The organism is Brevundimonas sp. (assembly GCF_032055285.1).
GTDB lineage: Bacteria > Pseudomonadota > Alphaproteobacteria > Caulobacterales > Caulobacteraceae > Brevundimonas.
Genome location: NZ_DAMBRE010000001.1, coordinates 686446 through 702729 on the forward strand (window position 1 = coordinate 686446; position 16284 = coordinate 702729).

Sequence of the window (16284 nt, forward strand, 5' to 3'; positions counted from 1 at the left end):
CGCCTGGGTCCCCGGGTCGCCCTGCGGGCGCCCGAGGATGACGGCAAAGGGGGTGTTTTACAGATCGGTGGGCAGACGGCCGCCGTTGTCCTTGATCTTCTGGATCACCTGCTTGTGCAGCCAGATGTTCATGCTGGCGCTGTCGGACTTGTCGCCGGTGTAGCCCAGCTCGTCGGCCAGTTCCTTGCGCTCGGCCAGCGAGGATTCCAGCCCGACCAGCTTCATCAGGTCGACGATGGAGGTGCGCCAGTTCAGCTTCTGCGCCCGCTGGTCGTTCATGAAGTCGAGAATGCCGGCGACATCGACCTCGGGCGCCGGGGCCGCCGCCATAGGGGCCGCGGGCGCAGTCTGAGGCGCGGCGGGGGCTGCGGTCGGCGCGGGCGCCGCCGGGGCGGCGGGGGCCGCCTCTTCCTTCTTCTTCTTGAAGATGCCGCCGAGGATGGACCCGAGAACGCTCATTCGTCTGCTCCTGAAAGGTGAAGTCCTTTCAGCGAGCCAGAGCGATTCCGGTTCCGTGAAGCTTGCGCGACGCCGTCGCCTCAATCGCAAAACAGTGTCACGGCGCTAAAAACGCGCTCAAGCAGTCGATCACCGCGTGATCGACGATAGCGCTCTTAACAGGGAAAGGAGGTAGAGACCGCGACCCGAAGGTGAATTCGTTGTGGCTGCTGCCTTCCGGCCCTGACCAGATTGGCGAAGCCTTCGCCCGCGATCTCCGAGGAGGGATATGACGGCTGAAGGCGCGGGAATCAAGACCCCTCCCCGCGTCGTCTTGTCGGGGGTATGGAAACATCATGCCCCACACCCACGTCTTCTCCGGCAATCCGCTCGACCGTTCGGGCGACCTTCGCAACGACGCCGCCTGGCTGGGCGAGCAGGAGGCCAACCCCGAGGCCCTGGCCATGGTGCTGTGGGAGGGACGGCCTCTGGTCGAGAATCATGAGGGCGGACAGCGGCTGGTCTGGCTGGCGCTGGGCCACGGCCGCGACCTGGTTCCGGACCGCGACGTCTTCCTGGGCCTGTGGAAGGGGGCGCCGGTCTTCGCGGTGGAGTTCGAAAGCTCCATCGATCCCACCACCGGCCCCGCCGGCGGGCTGGGCCAGTTTATCGAGATGCGCGCGGCGGCCGCCGCCCTGCCGGAAGCCGACGTGGCCATCGCCGGGACGGCCAAGAGCCTGTTCGACTGGCGCCGCCGTCACGGCTTCTGCGCCGCCTGCGGCAAGGCGACGGATCAGGCCTCGGGCGGCTGGCGACGGATCTGCCCGGCCTGCGGGGTCGAGCATTTCCCGCGCGTCGATCCCGTCGTCATCATGCTGCCGGTCCATAAGGGCGGATCAGAACCGCGCTGCCTGCTGGGACGTCAGGCCGCCTGGCCCGAGGGCCGGATGTCGGCCCTGGCCGGCTTCATGGAACCCGGCGAATCCATCGAAGAGGCCTGCGCCCGCGAGGTGATGGAGGAGGCGGGGCTGACCGTCTCGGCCGTCGCCTATCACTCCAGCCAGCCCTGGCCCTTCCCGGCCCAGCTTATGATCGGCCTGATCGCCGAGGTCACCCACGACAACGCCGCGCCGGACCAGACCGAGCTAGAGGCCGTGGCCTGGCTGACGCGAGGCGAGGCGCGGGCGGTGCTGGCCGGGACGCACGGGTCGATCCACGCGCCGCCGCCCTTCGCCATCGCGCGGCGGCTGCTGGAGACCTGGGCGAACGAGGCGGCGTAGTCGCAACCTGCCTTTCCTCCCCACGCGTGGGGAGGGGGAGCGCGAAGCGGTGGAGGGGCTTGGTCACGCGCTGCATCAAGCGGCCCCTCCGTCTCGTCGGCTACGCCGCCGATCCACCTCCCCATTGCATGGGGAGGAGAAGGCGTCAGGCCAGCTTTCTCGCCGCTTCCAGGTCCGCCGGATTGTCCACCGAAAGGGGCGCCTCGTCGATCACCGAGGCCCAGATCTGCAGGCCCATTTCCAGGGCGCGCAGCTGCTCCAGCTTTTCGCGTTTCTCCAGCGGCGACGGCGGGGCGGCGCAGAATCGCATCAGGGCCTCGCGGCGATAGCCGTAGATGCCGACGTGACGCCAGATCGGCCCGTCGCCGAAAAGCGTCGAGCGGGTGAAGTAGAGGGCGCGACCGCTGGCCTCGCCTTCCGGCAAGGCCAGGACCGCCTTGACCACATCGGGATTGCTCCGGTCCGAAGCCTCGGCCTCGGTCGCCACCAGAGTGGCGATGTCGCAGGCTGATTCGCGCGCCAGAAGATCGGCGCAGGCGCGGGCCAGGTCGGGCGAGGCGAAGGGCATGTCGCCCTGGATATTGATGACCAGATCGTGCGCACCGTCGGGATCGACCGCCTCGACCGCCGCGCGGATGCGGTCCGAACCGCTGGGCAGGTCAGGATCGGTCAGGACCGCCAGGCCGCCCGCCGCCTCGACGACCTCGACAATCTCGGGATCGCCCGCCGCCACGGCCACGCGGAAACCAGACAGGGCCGCCTGTTCCCAGGCCCGCACGATCATGGGCTTGCCGCCGATGTCGGCCAGGGGCTTGTTCGGCAAACGGGTCGCCGCCATGCGAGCGGGTATCATTATCAGCGGATTCATCGACTTGACGACGTCCTGAGGCGCCCGGAAGCGCCCGGGCCGGTTGCGAAGGTCGCGCTAGCGTGTCAGAGACGCCGACGCAAGAATATGCCTGAGGCCGCTTCGCGGTTGGGGGGCTCATTAGAGACGGGAAGCGACGACGCGCATGAGCGGCGATCTGAAGTGGAACAAGATTATGGGCGCGTGCCTGGGCACCGCCTTTGTGATCCTGGTGGTCCAGCAGGTTTCGGGCATGGTGTATCACACCAAGCAGCCTGAAAAGATGGGCTACTTTGTGGACGCGCCGGAAGAATCCGCGGGCGCCGAGCCCGCCGCCCTGCCGATCGACTGGGGCACGGTCCTGCCGACCGCCGACCTGGCCGCCGGTGAAGCCGCCTTCGCGCGCTGCCAGGCCTGCCACACCGCCAACGCGGGCGGCGCCGACGGCATCGGCCCCAACCTGAACGGCGTCCTCGGCGGCCCGGTCATGCACCGCGCCGGCTTCGCCTATTCGGACGCCATGTCCAAGCACAAGGCCGAGGCCCCGACCTGGGGCTATGACGAGATCGACCACTTCCTGACCGCCCCGGGCCGCTATGTCCCGGGCACCAAGATGTCCTTCGCCGGCATCCGCGACGAAAAGACCCGCATCAACCTGATCGCCTGGCTGCGCACCCAGGGCTCGGGCGGCTTCGCCATCCCGGCCTCGGACCCGGCCCGCCAACCGGGCGCGGCAGCGGCGGCTCCGGCGGCTGACGCGGCGGCCGCTCCGGCCGAAGGCGCTGCGGCTCCGGCGGCGGAAGGCGCGGCTCCAGCCGCTCCGGCGGCGACTCCTGCGATGCCCGCCGCCTAAGGGCGACAACAGTCGAATGATTGGGAAAGGCGGTCTTCGGGCCGCCTTTTCTGCGTTTGGCCCCCTCATGTCCGCTCATCCCCGCGGAGGCGGGGATGAGCGGGATATCTATTGAGACTTAGATCCGGCGGAAGACGGCCGTAGCGAAACCTTCGCCGGCCAGGCGGGCCTCGACCTCGGCCAGAGCTTCGACGACCACGCCGCCGCGCACGCCGGTCGCGTGGATGACCTGATCGGCGTCGACCATGATGGCCGAGTGGCCGGTCCAGTCGTGGTCGCGGTTCGGGGCCATCCAGACGACCAGATCTCCGCGCTGGGCCTCTGCACGCGCGATGGGACGACCGAGGTCGGCCTGGGCGTCGGAACGACGCGGGCCGGGCAGGCCGCAGGCCAGAAGCGCCTGCTGCACCAGGCCCGAGCAATCGGTCTCGAACGAGGAACGGGCGCCCAGGGCGTGCGGACGGCCCAGCAGGCGCTCGGCCACGGCCACCGGCTCGCGCTCGAAGTCGCCGACGGGTTGAAGATCGGCCTCGCTGACGCCGTCAGCGGCCTCGCCGACCAGGGCGTTCAGCGGCAGGGCGGCGGAAACGGAGGAAACGCGGCGCGTGGCCAGGGGCGCGCCGGGCGACAAGACGTCCAGCGCGATCCAGCCGACGACGCCGTCGCGGCGCGCGCGGCCCCAGGCGCGGTCACCCTGATGGTGCAGGATGTCGAAGGCCTCGCCGTGCAGCAACTGGTCGATACGCTGATCCGCGTCCGACAGGATGTCCGCAACGGGGACACGGCAATGCATGGCCTCGGGCCGCACATAGGCCTCGGCCGGCATCAAGCCTTCCAGCGCCTGTTCGGCCAGCACGATCCGCTCTCCGTCCCGAAGGATCAGAGGCGGGCCGGGCGGGAGAAGGGCCAGAAGGTCGGACAAACAGGGCCTCGGCGTCGGTTCACGCGGGTGAACCGTCATATGTAAACGCCGAAGCCAAATCGGGCGTTAACAGCCTTTGCTATTTGGAGAATCGGTCGCGCAGGTAGCGGTAGCAGGCGCGCAGGGCCTGGGCTTCGCCGCCTTCCGGGCGCCCCGGCTGGGCGCGCGGGTTCCAGGCGAAGATGTCCATATGGGCCCACGAACCGGTCGTCGGCGCGAATTTCTGCAGGAAGAGCGCCGCCGTCACCGACCCGGCCTGGGCCCAGGCGGCGGAATCATTGCGGACATCAGCGATCTCGCTGTCCAGCGAGGCGCGATAGCCGGCCCACAAGGGCATGCGCCACAGGGGATCGCCGACCGCCCGCCCCGCGCTGAGGACGCCCTCGGCCAGGGCCTCGTCGTCGGTGTAGAGGGGCGGCAGCTCGGGGCCCAGCGCCATGCGCGCCGCTCCCGTCAGAGTGGCGAAGTCCAAGGTCAGGTCGGGATTGTGTTCGCCCGCCCGGGTCAGGACGTCGGCCAGGATCAGGCGGCCTTCGGCGTCGGTGTTGCCGATCTCGATGGTCAGACCCTTGCGGCTGCTCAGAATGTCGCCGGGGCGGAAGGCGTCGGCGGAGACCGCGTTCTCGACGGCGGCGACCAGCACCACCAGACGCACGGGCAGGTCGGCCTGCATGATCAGACGGCCGAGCGCCAGAGCATGGGCCGAGCCGCCCATGTCCTTCTTCATATTGCGCATCCCGGCGGCGGGTTTGAGGTCCAGACCGCCGGTGTCGAACACCACCCCCTTGCCGACCAGGGCCACCAGCGGCAGGTCGGTCTGATCCAGCTTCCAGCCGATCTCCAGCACGCGCGGGGCGCGGTGCGGGGCGGCGGCGCGGCCGACGGCGTGGACGGCGGGATAGTTTTCCTCCAGCAGGGCGTCGCCGGTGGTGACGGTCAGGCTTGCGCCCGCCGATTGGGCGATCTCGCGCGCGATGGTCTCGATCTGCAGCGGCCCCATGTCGGCGGCGGGGGTGTCGACCATCTCGCGGGCCAGGGCGGCGGCGGCGGCGATGTTCAGCGTCTCGGTCAGGTCGAGACCCGCCGGGGCGACCAGGCGAGCGCGGCCGCGTTCGGGCCGGGCCTTGTAGCGGTCGAATAGATAGCCGCCGAGGGCGAAGGCCAAAGCGGCCTGGGACGCCGCCTCGCCGTCCACGCCGTCGAGGCGCCAGTCGCCGGCGGGCAGGCGCGTCGGCAGCGACCGCGCACTCATCGGCTCGAAGACCTCGCCCGCGCCGAACAGGGCCTCAGACGCGGCGCCGTCGTCGCCGGGGACTATCAGCAGCTGGCCCGCCTTGCCGGTGAAGCTATTCGCCTCGGCCCAGACGGCCGCCTTGCCGGTCAGAGCCTGCCCCTGAATGACCACGCGCACCGGGCGCGCGGTGTCGGAAGCGACGATCAGCAGGTCGGAGTGAACCACGGACATGGGACGAGCCTTTCCAGCCCTTAAAGGCCGATTAACCAAACCTTGACCCGGAGGGGCGACGCTGGGGCCGCAGGAAACCGTCCGGACCCTCTCCATGTCGCGCACCGCCGCCGCCGCCGCAACCATGACGCTGGCACTTATGGGCCTGTCGGGCGCCGCCACGGCGCAAACGCCCCCGCCCGCAGCGGTCGCCCGTCAGCCCGCCGACGCGGCGACGCGCGCCAGCTATGACCGCGCCGACGCCCTCAACCGCTCGGTCTTCTGGGCCCAGGAGCAGCAGATCAATCCGATGGACCCGGTCGCCGGGGTCAAGATGGCGCAGGCCTTGCGCGAACTGGGCCAGTTCGATCAGGCCGCCGAGACCGCACAGGGCGTCCTCACCGTCCAGCCCGCCAATCTGGACGCCATGCTGGAGGTTGGCCGCGCCCATATCGCGCGGGGTCAGGCCTTCTACGGCATCGCGGCGCTGGAACAGGCCCGCGCCGCCGCCCCGCGCGACTGGCGCCCCCTGTCGCTGCTGGGCGTGGCTTATCAGCAGGTGCGCCGCCCCGACGACGCCAAATCGGCCTGGACCGAGGCCCTGCGCCTGTCGCCCGATAATCCCGACGTCCTGACCAACGCCGCCATCGCCCGCATGGGCGAAGGCGACGCGCCCTCGGCTGAAATCCTGCTACGCCGCGCCGCCGCCCAGCCGACGGCCACCCTGAAGGTGCGTCAAAACCTGGCTCTGTCGCTAGGCCTGCAGGGCAAGACCGCCGAGGCTGAACAGATCCTGCGCCGCGACCTGCCGCCCGAAGTGGCTGACGCCAACCTGCGCTGGCTGGCGGAGCGGGCGACGGCGGCGTCTGCCGCCGCGCCCGTCGCGGCGCCTGAAGCTGCCGGATCGGCCCGCACCTGGTCCTCGGTTCAGGGCGGATAAAGACAAGCGCACACCTCTCCCTCCCACTTGGGGGAGGGTGGCTGAGGCCGTCAGGCCGAAGTCGGGTGGGGGCGGCAAGGCAAGACAGCCCCTGCGTCCCATTTCGCCACGCCCTCCCCACCCGGTCGCTTCGCGACCACCCTCCCCATGAAGGGGAGGGAGAGGCGTTGTGCTCTTCTCTCTCTGGTCCGAAAGCCCTATCTTCCGCCCATGATCGACGACCTCTACAGCGCGCGTATCCTGTCGCTGGCTGCCAACCTGCCGCACAGCGGGCGGCTGGCTGAGCCGCAAGGCAGCGCCGAGCGCGTCGCCAAGCTGTGCGGGTCCAAGGCCATCGTCGACGTGACGCTGGACCACGAGGGCCGCATCAGCGACTTCGCCCAGACGGTGAAGGCCTGCGCCCTGGGTCAGGCGGCGGCGGGCGTGGTCGGCGAGAGCATCCTCGGCGCCTCGGCGTCGGAGATCGCGGAAGCCCGCGACGCCATGCTGGCCATGCTGAAATCCGGCGGCGAAGGCCCCGCGGGCCGCTTCGAAGGGCTGCGGGTTCTCAAACAGGTCGCCGACTATCCGGCGCGCTACGCCTCGACCATGGTGGCGCTGGAAGCCACGCTCGACGCCGTCAATCAGGCGTTGGCGAAACACCACAGCGATACGCGAACTCGCCTCGCCGGCGCGGCCTGAAGGCTTCGTCCGGTTGATCCCCCTGCGATGAAGAGGGATAAGCGGCGCGAACCCGAAACAGAGCCCCCGGCGAAGGGACAGATGTCTCTCTACGAACGCAGCGTCCGCGCGGCCCATCGGGGCTACAAGGTCACGCTGTCCCCCTTCTTCGGCCAGTCGTGCCGGTTTCTGCCGACCTGTTCGGACTATGGGCGCGACGCCCTGATCCAGCACGGTCCGGTTCGGGGGGGATGGCTCACCGTGCGCCGTCTCTGTAAATGCCATCCCTTCGGCGGTTCGGGCTATGATCCCGTGCCGCCCGCCAAGACCGAAAAAGAACGACCGTCATGATCGAACTGAAATTCCCCGACGGCGCCGTGCGTCAGTATCCGGCCGGCTCGACGGGCCGCGACGTGGCCGCCGCCATCTCGCCCTCGCTGGCCAAGAAGGCGGCCCTGGTCGTCTGGAACGGCGAGCAGCGCGACCTGGACCGCGTCATCGAGGGCGACGGCGACTTCCGCCTTCTGATGCGCGACGATCCCGAGGCGCTGGAGACCATCCGTCACGACGCCGCCCACGTCCTGGCCCAGGCGGTGCAGGAGCTCTTCCCCGGCACCCAGGTCACGATCGGCCCGGCCATCGAGGACGGCTTCTATTACGACTTCGCCCGCGACGAGCCCTTCTCGACCGACGACTTCGCCAAGATCGAAAAGAAGATGGGCGAGATCATCGACCGGGGCGCCCCGCTGGAACGCCAGGTCTGGGACCGCGACGAGGCCATCGCCCACTTTGAAAAGATCGGAGAGACCTACAAGGCCGAACTGATCCGCGACCTGCCGGGCACGGAAACCATCACCGTCTACAAGCAGGGCGAATGGGCCGACCTGTGCCGGGGACCACACTTCCCGACGACGAAATTCGTTGGCAAGGCCTTCAAGCTGACCAAGCTGGCCGGCGCCTACTGGCGCGGGGATTCCAGTCGCGCCCAGCTGCAGCGCATCTACGGCACGGCCTGGGCGACCCAGGCCGACCTGGACGCCTATCTGCTGCGCATCGAGGAAGCCGAGAAGCGCGACCACCGCAAGCTGGGCCGCGCCATGGAACTCTTCCACATGCAGGAAGAGGGCCGCGGCATGGTCTTCTGGCACCCCAAGGGCTGGGTCCTGTGGCGCGTGCTGGAGGCCTATATGCGCCGCCGTCTGGACGCCGCCGGCTATGTCGAGGTCAAGACGCCGCAGGTTCTGGATCGCAAGTTCTGGGAAGCCTCGGGCCACTGGGAGAAGTACCGTCCCAACATGTTCGTCTGCGAGACGGTGGAGGGCGAGACCCTTTCGCTCAAGCCGATGAACTGCCCCGGCCACGTGCAGATCTTCGATCAGGGCCAGCGCTCCTATCGTGAACTGCCGCTGCGCATGGCCGAGTTCGGCGCCTGCCACCGCTATGAGCCGTCGGGTTCGCTGCACGGCCTGATGCGCGTGCGCGGCTTCACCCAGGACGACGCCCACATCTTCTGCCGCGAGGACCAGATCGTCGATGAGACGGCCGAGTTCATCAAGCTGGCCAAGAGCGTCCACGCCGACCTCGGCATGGAGACGGCCTACATCAACCTGGCCACCCGTCCCGACGTCCGCGCCGGATCGGATGAGTTCTGGGACAAGGCCGAGGCCCAGATGGCCGAGGCGGCCCGCGCCGCGGGGGTCGAACCGGTCATCGCCGAGGGCGACGGCGCCTTCTACGCGCCCAAGCTGGACTTCATCGTCAAGGACGCCATCGGCCGCGAATGGACCTGCGGCACGATCCAGCTGGACTATGTCCTGCCGGACCGTCTGGACGCGACCTACATCGCCGAGGACGGCCAGAAGCACCGCCCGGTCATGCTGCACCGCGCGATCCTGGGCTCGTTCGAGCGCTTCATCGGCATCATGATCGAGAACTACGCCGGGGCCTTCCCCCTGTGGCTGGCGCCGACCCAGGCCGTGGTGGCCACCATCACCTCGGACGCCGACGGCTATGCCGAAGAAGTCGTCGCCAAGTTCCGCGCCGCGGGCCTGCGCACCGAGATCGATCTGCGCAACGAGAAGATCAACTACAAGATCCGCGAACACTCGGTCGGCAAGGTGCCCGCCATCGCCGTCGTCGGCCGCAAGGAGGCCGAGGAAGGCAAGGTCGCCATCCGCCGCCTGGGCAGCCAGGCCCAGACCATCGTCACCGTCGAGGAGGCCATCGCCATCCTGACCGACGAGGCCCTGGCGCCGGACCTGAAGCGCATCCGCGACGGTCAGGCCTGAAGATGACAACGCCCCGGTCGAAAGGCCGGGGCGTTTTTCGTTGGGGCCATACTGATCCGCTCATCCCCGCGGAGGCGGGGACCCAGTGCTTTGGCTACAAGCGTTTCGGTCGCCGATAGCCACGAAACCTATTCAAGCCTCAGCGCGTGAAGCTCTTGCTGGGTCCCCGCCTCCGCGGGGATGAGCGGGGTTTAGGTCACTGCGCCGTCATCCCCCCGTCGATCTTGAACTCAGCCCCCGTCACGAACTTGGACTCGTCCGAGGCCAGGTAGAGGACGCAATACGCCACGTCGTCCGGCTCGCCGATGCGCTTCAAGGGGATGCCGCGCGCCAGTTTTTCGTGCGCCGTCGTCTCGTCGCCGCCGGCCATGGCGACGAAGGGGTCGAGGATCGGCGTCTTGATGAAGACCGGATGGACCGAGTTGGCGCGCACGTTCCAGCCCGCCTTGGCCGCCTCCAGCGCCACCGTCTTGGTGTAGAGCCAGACCGCCGCCTTGGTGGCGTTGTAGGCCCCCATGCCCGGCGCCGCCGCCAGCCCCGCGATAGACGAGATGTTGACGATGGAGCCCGCGCCTGAGGCCCGCAGGTGCGGCATGGCGTGCTTGCAGCCCAGCATGACGGATTCCAGGTTGACCGCCTGAACCAGCCGCCAGTTCTCCAGCGTGTCCTGCTCGGCCCACAGCAAGCTGCCGCCGATGCCCGCGTTGTTCACCAGTATGGACAGGCCGCCCATGTCCTCGGCGGCGGCGGCGACCACGCGGCCCCAGTCGTCCTCGCGCGTCACGTCATGCTCATAGGCGAAGGCCGAACCGGGATGCTCGGCGTTGATGCTGTCGGCCAGAGCCTTGGCGCCATTCAGGTCGCGGTCGGAGACGGCGACCCTGGCGCCTTCCTTGACCAGCATCCGCGCCATGGCCTGGCCCAGCCCACCCGCCGCCCCGGTGATGAGGGCGGCCTTGTCGGCAACCCGGCCGCTCATTCGACCTGACCTTTGACGGCCTCGTCGATGAAGCGGGCCATGGCGACGTCCCGCTCGGTCACCCCGCCCGCGTCGTGGGTGGTCAGCAACACCTCGACCCGGTTGTAGACGTTCGACCATTCGGGGTGGTGGTCCGCCTTGTCCGCCAGCAGGGCGACGCGGGTCATGAAGCCGAAGGCAGCGTTGAAATCCTTGAAGCGCAGCGAGCGGGCGATGGCCGGGCGCGGGTCGTCGGCGCGGCGCCAGTCGGGCAGGCCCTGAAGCACGGCGTTGACGTCGAGGGCGGTCATGGGCGTCTCCTTGATTTTGTTCAGGCGTATCGCGGCCCCGAGGAGGCGACAAGCCGTGTCTGCGACGCTTCCCCGGATGACGCCGCGCACATGAGGCGTTACACCCCCTGTCATGACCCAGGCCGATCCCTCCCCCTCCTCCGGCAAGACCTCCTCCTTTGGCTTCCGCGACGTGGACGCGAAGGAAAAGGTTCAGATGGTGCGCGGGGTCTTCAACTCCGTCGCGTCCAACTACGACCTGATGAACGACCTGATGAGCGCAGGCGTGCACCGCCTCTGGAAGGACGCCACGGCGGCCAAGCTGAACGCGCGTCCGGGCGAGGTCATTCTCGACATGGCCGGCGGCACGGGCGACATGGCGCGGCGCTATTCCAGGATGGCGCGCGCGGCCCAGCAGCGTCGCGGGGGCGAGGACGCCACCGTCATCGTCATGGACTACAACGCCGAGATGATCCTGAACGGCGTGGCCAAGGGCGGCGAGCCCGAGATGGCCTGGGGCGTCGGCGACGCCATGAACCTGCCCTTCCCCGACGCCTGCCTGGACGCCTATTCGATCAGCTTCGGCATCCGCAACGTCTCGGACGTGGCGGGGGCGTTGAAGGAGGCGCGCCGGGCGTTGAAGCCGGGCGGCCGTTTCATCTGCCTGGAGTTCTCGCACCCCACGACCGGCGCCCTGCGCAAGGCCTATGACGCCTGGTCCTTCCACGCCATTCCGCGCATCGGCGAATGGGTCGCCAAGGACCGCGACAGCTATCAGTATCTGGTCGAGAGCATCCGTCGCTTCCCCGACCAGTCGACCTTCAAGCGCATGATCGAGGACGCCGGTTTCAGCCGCGTCAGCGTCACCAACCTGTCGGGCGGGATCGCGGCCATCCACCACGGGTGGGCGATCTGAGCCGGCTGTCCGTCAAGACCCCGCCGCCCCCGCCGACGCCGGAACCGGTCCGCGATCCGCTGGGCGCGACGCTCCGCCTGATCGGCTGGGGCTGGGTGCTGGCGCGCCATGACGCCCTGATCCCGCGCGAGGTCAATCCGCTTCTGCCCGCCTGGACCCGCCCCTTCGCGCGGCTGGTGCAGATGACGGCCAGCCGCAAGCATCGCGCCGGTCGTCCCGGTCAGCGCGTGGGGCAAGCCTTCGAGCACCTCGGCCCCGTGGCCATCAAGCTGGGTCAGGTGCTGGCCACCCGCGCCGACATCTTCGGCATCCAGTTCGCTCAGGATCTGGGTCGGCTGAAGGACAAGCTGCCGCCCTTCCCGCTGGACGAGGCCCGCGCCGAGATCGAGCGCTCGCTGGGCCGCCCGGTCGAGAGCCTGTTCCGCGATCTGGGCGCCCCTGTCGCCGCCGCCTCTCTGGCCCAGGCCCATCCCGCATATCTGGCCGACGGCCGCAAGGTGGCGGTCAAGGTGCTGCGCCCCGGCGTCGAACGCCGCGTGGCGCGCGGTCTGGATTCCATGCGTCTGGGCGCCAAGCTGGTGCAGAAGTTCGTCGAACCCGCCCGGCGGCTGGAGCCCCAGGCCTTCGTCGAGATCATCGCCCGCGCCCTGTCGCTGGAGCTGGACATGCGGCTGGAAGCCGCCGCCGCCTCCGAGCTGGCCGAGGTCATGGCCAAGGACGGCTATATGTCGGCCCCCGCCATCGTCTGGGACGGGGTCGGCAAGCGGGTGCTGACGCTGGAATGGGCCGACGGCCTGCCGATGACCGACCCGGCTCTGGAGACCCTGCCCGGCCTCGACAAGGACGCCCTAGCCGACAAGGTGGTGCGCGGCTTCCTGGTCCAGGCCCTGGACCACGGCGTCTTCCACGCCGACCTGCACGAGGGCAATCTGTTCGCAGATGCTCCGGCCCAGGTCACCGCCATCGACTTCGGCATCGTCGGTCGCCTGGGTCCGGCCGAGCGGCGCTACCTGGCCGAGATCCTGTGGGGCTTCATCAGCCGCGACTACGACCGCATCAGCCGCGTCCATTTCGAGGCTGGCTACGTGCCGCCGCACCACTCGGTCGACACCTTCGCCCAGGCCCTGCGTGCGGTCGGCGAGCCGGTCATCGGCCGTCAGGCCAGCCAGGTGTCGATGGGCCGGCTTCTGGGCCAGCTGTTCGAAATCACCGCCCTGTTCGACATGCATATGCGACCCGAACTGGTGCTGCTGCAAAAGACCATGGTTTCGGTCGAGGGCGTCGCCCGCCGCCTCAACCCCGACCACGACCTGTGGGAGGCCGCCAAGCCCGTGGTCGAGCGCTGGATCAAGCGCGAACTGGGTCCGCAGGCCCAGATCAAGGAGACGATCGAGGAGGCGCTCGCCACGCTGAAGGCTCTGTCGCATCTGGCGCAGAACCCGCCGCAATCTCAGACGTTGGTGATCGAGAAGGCCGGAACCCGGCCCTGGGTGGTCGCCGCCGTCACCGTCGCCGTCTGTGCCTCGGTCGCCGCCTTGGTCCTGACACTCTGGCCGATGATCGTCTCCTGACGTTTCTTCGGAGCCTGCCGCCTATGAAGACCCCGATCCTCGTCGCCGCCGTGATGGGCGCGAGTCTGCTGGCCCTGCCTGTGACGGCGCAGACGGCGGCGGCCACCCTGCCCAACAGCTTTGGCGAGCCGGACGCCGTGCCCGCCGAGGTCCAGACGCGAACCGGCCCGCCCCTGCCCTTGTCCAAACAGGCCCCGGATATTGTCAGGGCGCAAGAAGCCCTGCGCGCCGTCATCGGCTCCCTGCAGTCCGACGAGATCGATTATTCAGTGTTCAGTCCCGGCCTTGCCGAACAGATCCGCGGCCGCGCCGCTGAGTTCGCGCCGCGCGTGCGGGCCCTGGGCGCGATCCAGGCGATTGAACATCGCGGCCAGCAGGACGGCGCCGACCTGTTCCGCGTCGTCTTCGAGAAACAGGCCACCGACTGGGTCATCGCCTTTGACGACGAAGACCGGATTGCGGCCCTCCTCTATCGTCCCGCTCAGGGCGACTGACCTCAGTCCAGCGACGGCTTGCCCCGTCCGCTCTTGATGGTCGAGCGGGTGGATTTGGCCTGAAGTCGTCGCTCCTTGGATGCCCGCGTCGGGCGGGTCGGCACGCGATAGACCGGCTTGATCGAGGCCTCGGCCACCATCTCCTCCAGCCGCGCGATGGCGTCGGCGCGGTTGCGTTCCTGGGTGCGGAAGCGGACGGCGGTGATCTGGATGATCCCGTCCAGGGTCAGGCGACTGCCCGCAAGCTTCATCAGCCGCGCCTTGACCGGCTCGGTCAGGCTAGGCGAATTCTTGACGTCGAACCGCATCTGCAGGGCGGTCGCGACCTTGTTGACGTTCTGCCCGCCCGGTCCGCCGGAACGGAAGAAGCGGAACTCCAGCTCATCCTCGGGAATCCGGTTCATGGCGCCATCTTCCGTGCACGGACGACCGCCGTGTCCAGGGCCTGAAGGAAGCGCGAGCGGTCGGCGGCCGAAAAGGGCGGAGGGCCGCTGGTGGCCACGCCTATCGAGCGCAGATGCTCGCCCACCATCCGCCCGGCCAGGGCCGAACCGATGGAGTCGGGGGTGAAGGGTTGGCCGTTGGACTTCAGCGCCTGGGCGCCGGATTTCAGGCAGCGGTCGGCGAGGGGAATGTCCGCGGTGACGACGATGTCGCCCGTGGTCGCCCGCTCGGCGATCCAGTCGTCGGCCACGTCGGGGCCGGCGTCGACCACCACCTGTTCGATCAGGGCCTCGCGGGGGACGTTGATCCAGGCGTTCGACACGACGAAGACCTTGAGCCCATAGCGGCGGGCGACGCGATAGACCTCCTCCTTCACGGGGCAGGCGTCGGCGTCGATGTAGAGGGTGCTGGGCATGGACGTCTTATGACGTGTCGCGCTAGCGGCGAGAAGAGAGCGCTTTCTCCTCCCCACTTTGTGGGGAGGTGGATCGCCGGCGCAGCCAACGAGACGGAGGGGCTCGGTCGAGCTTGGCGAGAAGCCCCTCCACCGCTTCGCGGTCCCCCTCCCCACAGAGTGGGGAGGAAAACTATGCCCTACTGCGGATAGGCCACCGGCATGGCCCCTTCGCCGCCGCTGCGGTAGCGATCGCGCAGCAAGAGGTTGCGGGCCTGAAGCGGCTGCTCCACGCCGTCGATGAAGACGGCCGAGGGCTGGCTCAGCGGCTCCAGCGGATCGCCGGACCAGACCACGACGTCGCCCGCCGCGCCCGGCTTCAGCTCGCCGAACTGGCCGTCGAAACCGAAGATGCGGGCCGGGTTGACCGTGATCGCCTGGATGGCCGCCGCGAAGGGCAGGCCGTGCGAGACGGCGTTGCCGGCGTTGTAGCGGATGTCGCGGGCGCGGTGGGTCGAGCCCTCATTGCCCTTGATGGCGATGACCACGCCCGCCGCGTTCAGCGCCGCCGCGTTCTGCATCCGCGCCGCCCGCATCTCGAAATTGCCGGGCAGGTTGGTGATCGGATGCAGCAGGACCGGGACCTTGGCCGCCGCGATCTCACCAGCGACCAACCAGCCCTCGGCGGCGCCGTCGAGAATGACCTTGACGCCTTCCTCTCTAGCCAGACGCAGGACCTGCTGGATGTCAGAGGCGCGGTTGACGCTGACGATCAGCGGCATGGAGCCGTTGGCCACCGGGATCAGGGCCTCGAGGTCGGCGCGCGACAGCGACAGGTCGCGCAGGGCGGCGCGATCATAGGCGGCCTTGTTGCGGGCGTAGAGGCGGACCTCGGCCAGGGTCTCCTTGAACAGGACGAACTCGGCCCCGCGCGCGCCTCCGGCCACGCCCTTGCCCGCCTCGCCGAAGGGGGCGACCATGGCCACACGCGGCTTCACCAGGATGTCGGCGCCGCCCAGCTTGATGACCGCCGCTTGCCCTGCGAACAGGCCCGGCGACTGATAGCCGCCGTGACCGGCCCCGGCGAAGTCGCTGTCGTCATGGCTGTGGCCGCCGCCCGAACCCGCGTGCTGGGGCGTGACCACGGCGCGGGTGACGCCGCCGAGGCGGGCGACCGGCAGGGTGAAGGACCAGGGGTCCAGGCCGTAGGACAGGTCAAAGGCCGCGCTCAGGGTGTTGGCGTTGTTCGACAGGTCGTTGGAGCCGCGCACCGAGCCGACTTCCGAACCGCCGAGGCCGGAATCCACGGCGACGAAGCCCGGCGTCACGATCTTGCCGCGCGCGTCGATGGTGCGCAGCCCGGCCGGGGCCGCGCCGGTTCCGACCGAGACGACGCGGCCGTTGCGCACGACGACCGTGCCGTTCTCGATCACCGAGGCGCCGGTCAGGATGCGACCGCCGGTGATGGCGACGTCCTGGGCTGCTGCGGGACCGGCGAGAGCGAGGGCCGCGACAGCGCCCGCGAGAAGGGTTTGGATGCGCATG

General features: G+C 69.2%; 18 protein-coding genes and 1 other RNA gene. 9 read left to right on the top strand and 10 right to left on the bottom strand.

The genetic code is table 11. The features are described 5' to 3' along the window. Positions 1-57: 57 nt before the first annotated feature. Positions 58-459: a DUF3597 domain-containing protein gene (locus RTY13_RS03435; RefSeq protein ID WP_312781146.1), complete on the bottom strand. Its 402-nt coding sequence runs from the start codon at positions 457-459 to the stop codon at positions 58-60. A 166-nt stretch (positions 460-625) separates the two neighbouring features. Beyond that, an RNA gene (gene ffs / locus RTY13_RS03440) (signal recognition particle sRNA small type) lies at positions 626-721 on the bottom strand. 73 nt (positions 722-794) lie between these two features. On the opposite strand from ffs, the gene nudC reads away from it, so the two are divergent. After that, positions 795-1718, top strand: coding sequence for an NAD(+) diphosphatase (nudC, locus tag RTY13_RS03445; RefSeq protein ID WP_312781147.1), 924 nt, complete (start codon positions 795-797; stop codon positions 1716-1718). 145 nt (positions 1719-1863) lie between these two features. On the opposite strand, the gene RTY13_RS03450 is transcribed toward nudC, so the two are convergent. Continuing rightward, positions 1864-2586 (bottom strand): 3-deoxy-manno-octulosonate cytidylyltransferase, encoded by a 723-nt coding sequence (locus tag RTY13_RS03450; RefSeq protein ID WP_312781148.1) that lies wholly within the window; start codon positions 2584-2586, stop codon positions 1864-1866. A gap of 145 nt (positions 2587-2731) precedes the next feature. On the opposite strand from RTY13_RS03450, the gene RTY13_RS03455 reads away from it, so the two are divergent. After that, entirely contained in the window at positions 2732-3418 is a 687-nt protein-coding gene (locus RTY13_RS03455; RefSeq protein WP_312781149.1) for a cytochrome c family protein, read from the top strand. 118 nt (positions 3419-3536) lie between these two features. Here RTY13_RS03455 and RTY13_RS03460 read toward each other — a convergent pair whose 3' ends face one another. Beyond that, positions 3537-4340 carry a C40 family peptidase gene (locus tag RTY13_RS03460; protein ID WP_312781150.1) on the bottom strand — a complete coding sequence of 268 codons (804 nt, stop codon included), beginning with the start codon at positions 4338-4340 and terminating at the stop codon, positions 3537-3539. Positions 4341-4419: 79 nt separating this feature from the next. Further along, a complete protein-coding gene (locus RTY13_RS03465; protein WP_312781152.1) occupies positions 4420-5805 on the bottom strand; it encodes a leucyl aminopeptidase family protein in 1386 nt (461 codons plus the stop codon). Between the two features lie 94 nt (positions 5806-5899). Between RTY13_RS03465 and RTY13_RS03470 the strand changes: the two genes are divergently transcribed. The 4 genes from RTY13_RS03470 to thrS all read left to right on the top strand — a co-directional run bounded on the left by RTY13_RS03470 (position 5900) and on the right by thrS (position 9672). Then, positions 5900-6724 carry a tetratricopeptide repeat protein gene (locus RTY13_RS03470; RefSeq protein ID WP_312781154.1) on the top strand — a complete coding sequence of 275 codons (825 nt, stop codon included), beginning with the start codon at positions 5900-5902 and terminating at the stop codon, positions 6722-6724. Between the two features lie 210 nt (positions 6725-6934). After that, positions 6935-7405, top strand: a complete 471-nt coding sequence (locus RTY13_RS03475) for an iron-sulfur cluster assembly scaffold protein (RefSeq protein WP_312781156.1) — start codon at positions 6935-6937, stop codon at positions 7403-7405. An 81-nt stretch (positions 7406-7486) separates the two neighbouring features. Next, positions 7487-7735 carry a membrane protein insertion efficiency factor YidD gene (gene yidD / locus RTY13_RS03480; RefSeq protein WP_312781158.1) on the top strand — a complete coding sequence of 83 codons (249 nt, stop codon included), beginning with the start codon at positions 7487-7489 and terminating at the stop codon, positions 7733-7735. Then, complete coding sequence (gene thrS, locus RTY13_RS03485) at positions 7732-9672, top strand: threonine--tRNA ligase (protein WP_312781160.1); 1941 nt, start codon at positions 7732-7734, stop codon at positions 9670-9672. Before yidD ends, thrS begins: the two co-directional genes overlap by 4 nt. 196 nt (positions 9673-9868) lie before the next feature. On the opposite strand, the gene RTY13_RS03490 is transcribed toward thrS, so the two are convergent. Then, positions 9869-10651 (bottom strand): SDR family oxidoreductase, encoded by a 783-nt coding sequence (locus tag RTY13_RS03490; RefSeq protein WP_312781162.1) that lies wholly within the window; start codon positions 10649-10651, stop codon positions 9869-9871. Continuing rightward, entirely contained in the window at positions 10648-10941 is a 294-nt protein-coding gene (locus RTY13_RS03495; protein ID WP_312781164.1) for a 4a-hydroxytetrahydrobiopterin dehydratase, read from the bottom strand. Before RTY13_RS03495 ends, RTY13_RS03490 begins: the two co-directional genes overlap by 4 nt. Before the next feature lie 112 nt (positions 10942-11053). Between RTY13_RS03495 and RTY13_RS03500 the strand changes: the two genes are divergently transcribed. Genes RTY13_RS03500 through RTY13_RS03510 form a run of 3 tightly spaced genes read left to right on the top strand, consistent with a single transcriptional unit; the run spans position 11054 to position 13901 of the window. After that, positions 11054-11836 carry a class I SAM-dependent methyltransferase gene (locus RTY13_RS03500; protein ID WP_312781165.1) on the top strand — a complete coding sequence of 261 codons (783 nt, stop codon included), beginning with the start codon at positions 11054-11056 and terminating at the stop codon, positions 11834-11836. Then, positions 11824-13407 (top strand): 2-polyprenylphenol 6-hydroxylase, encoded by a 1584-nt coding sequence (gene ubiB / locus RTY13_RS03505; RefSeq protein ID WP_312781166.1) that lies wholly within the window; start codon positions 11824-11826, stop codon positions 13405-13407. Before RTY13_RS03500 ends, ubiB begins: the two co-directional genes overlap by 13 nt. 23 nt (positions 13408-13430) lie before the next feature. Continuing rightward, positions 13431-13901 (top strand): hypothetical protein, encoded by a 471-nt coding sequence (locus RTY13_RS03510; protein ID WP_312781168.1) that lies wholly within the window; start codon positions 13431-13433, stop codon positions 13899-13901. A 2-nt stretch (positions 13902-13903) separates the two neighbouring features. Here the strand turns inward: RTY13_RS03510 and arfB are convergent, their stop codons facing one another. The 3 genes from arfB to RTY13_RS03525 form a co-directional block, all read right to left on the bottom strand. Continuing rightward, a complete protein-coding gene (gene arfB, locus RTY13_RS03515; RefSeq protein WP_312781169.1) occupies positions 13904-14305 on the bottom strand; it encodes an alternative ribosome rescue aminoacyl-tRNA hydrolase ArfB in 402 nt (133 codons plus the stop codon). Continuing rightward, the gene (locus tag RTY13_RS03520) at positions 14302-14760 is read right to left on the bottom strand and encodes a YaiI/YqxD family protein (RefSeq protein ID WP_312781170.1); all 459 of its coding nucleotides are present in this window, start codon (positions 14758-14760) and stop codon (positions 14302-14304) included. Before RTY13_RS03520 ends, arfB begins: the two co-directional genes overlap by 4 nt. Before the next feature lie 179 nt (positions 14761-14939). Beyond that, positions 14940-16283, bottom strand: a complete 1344-nt coding sequence (locus RTY13_RS03525; RefSeq protein ID WP_312781171.1) for an amidohydrolase family protein — start codon at positions 16281-16283, stop codon at positions 14940-14942. Position 16284 lies beyond the last annotated feature (1 nt).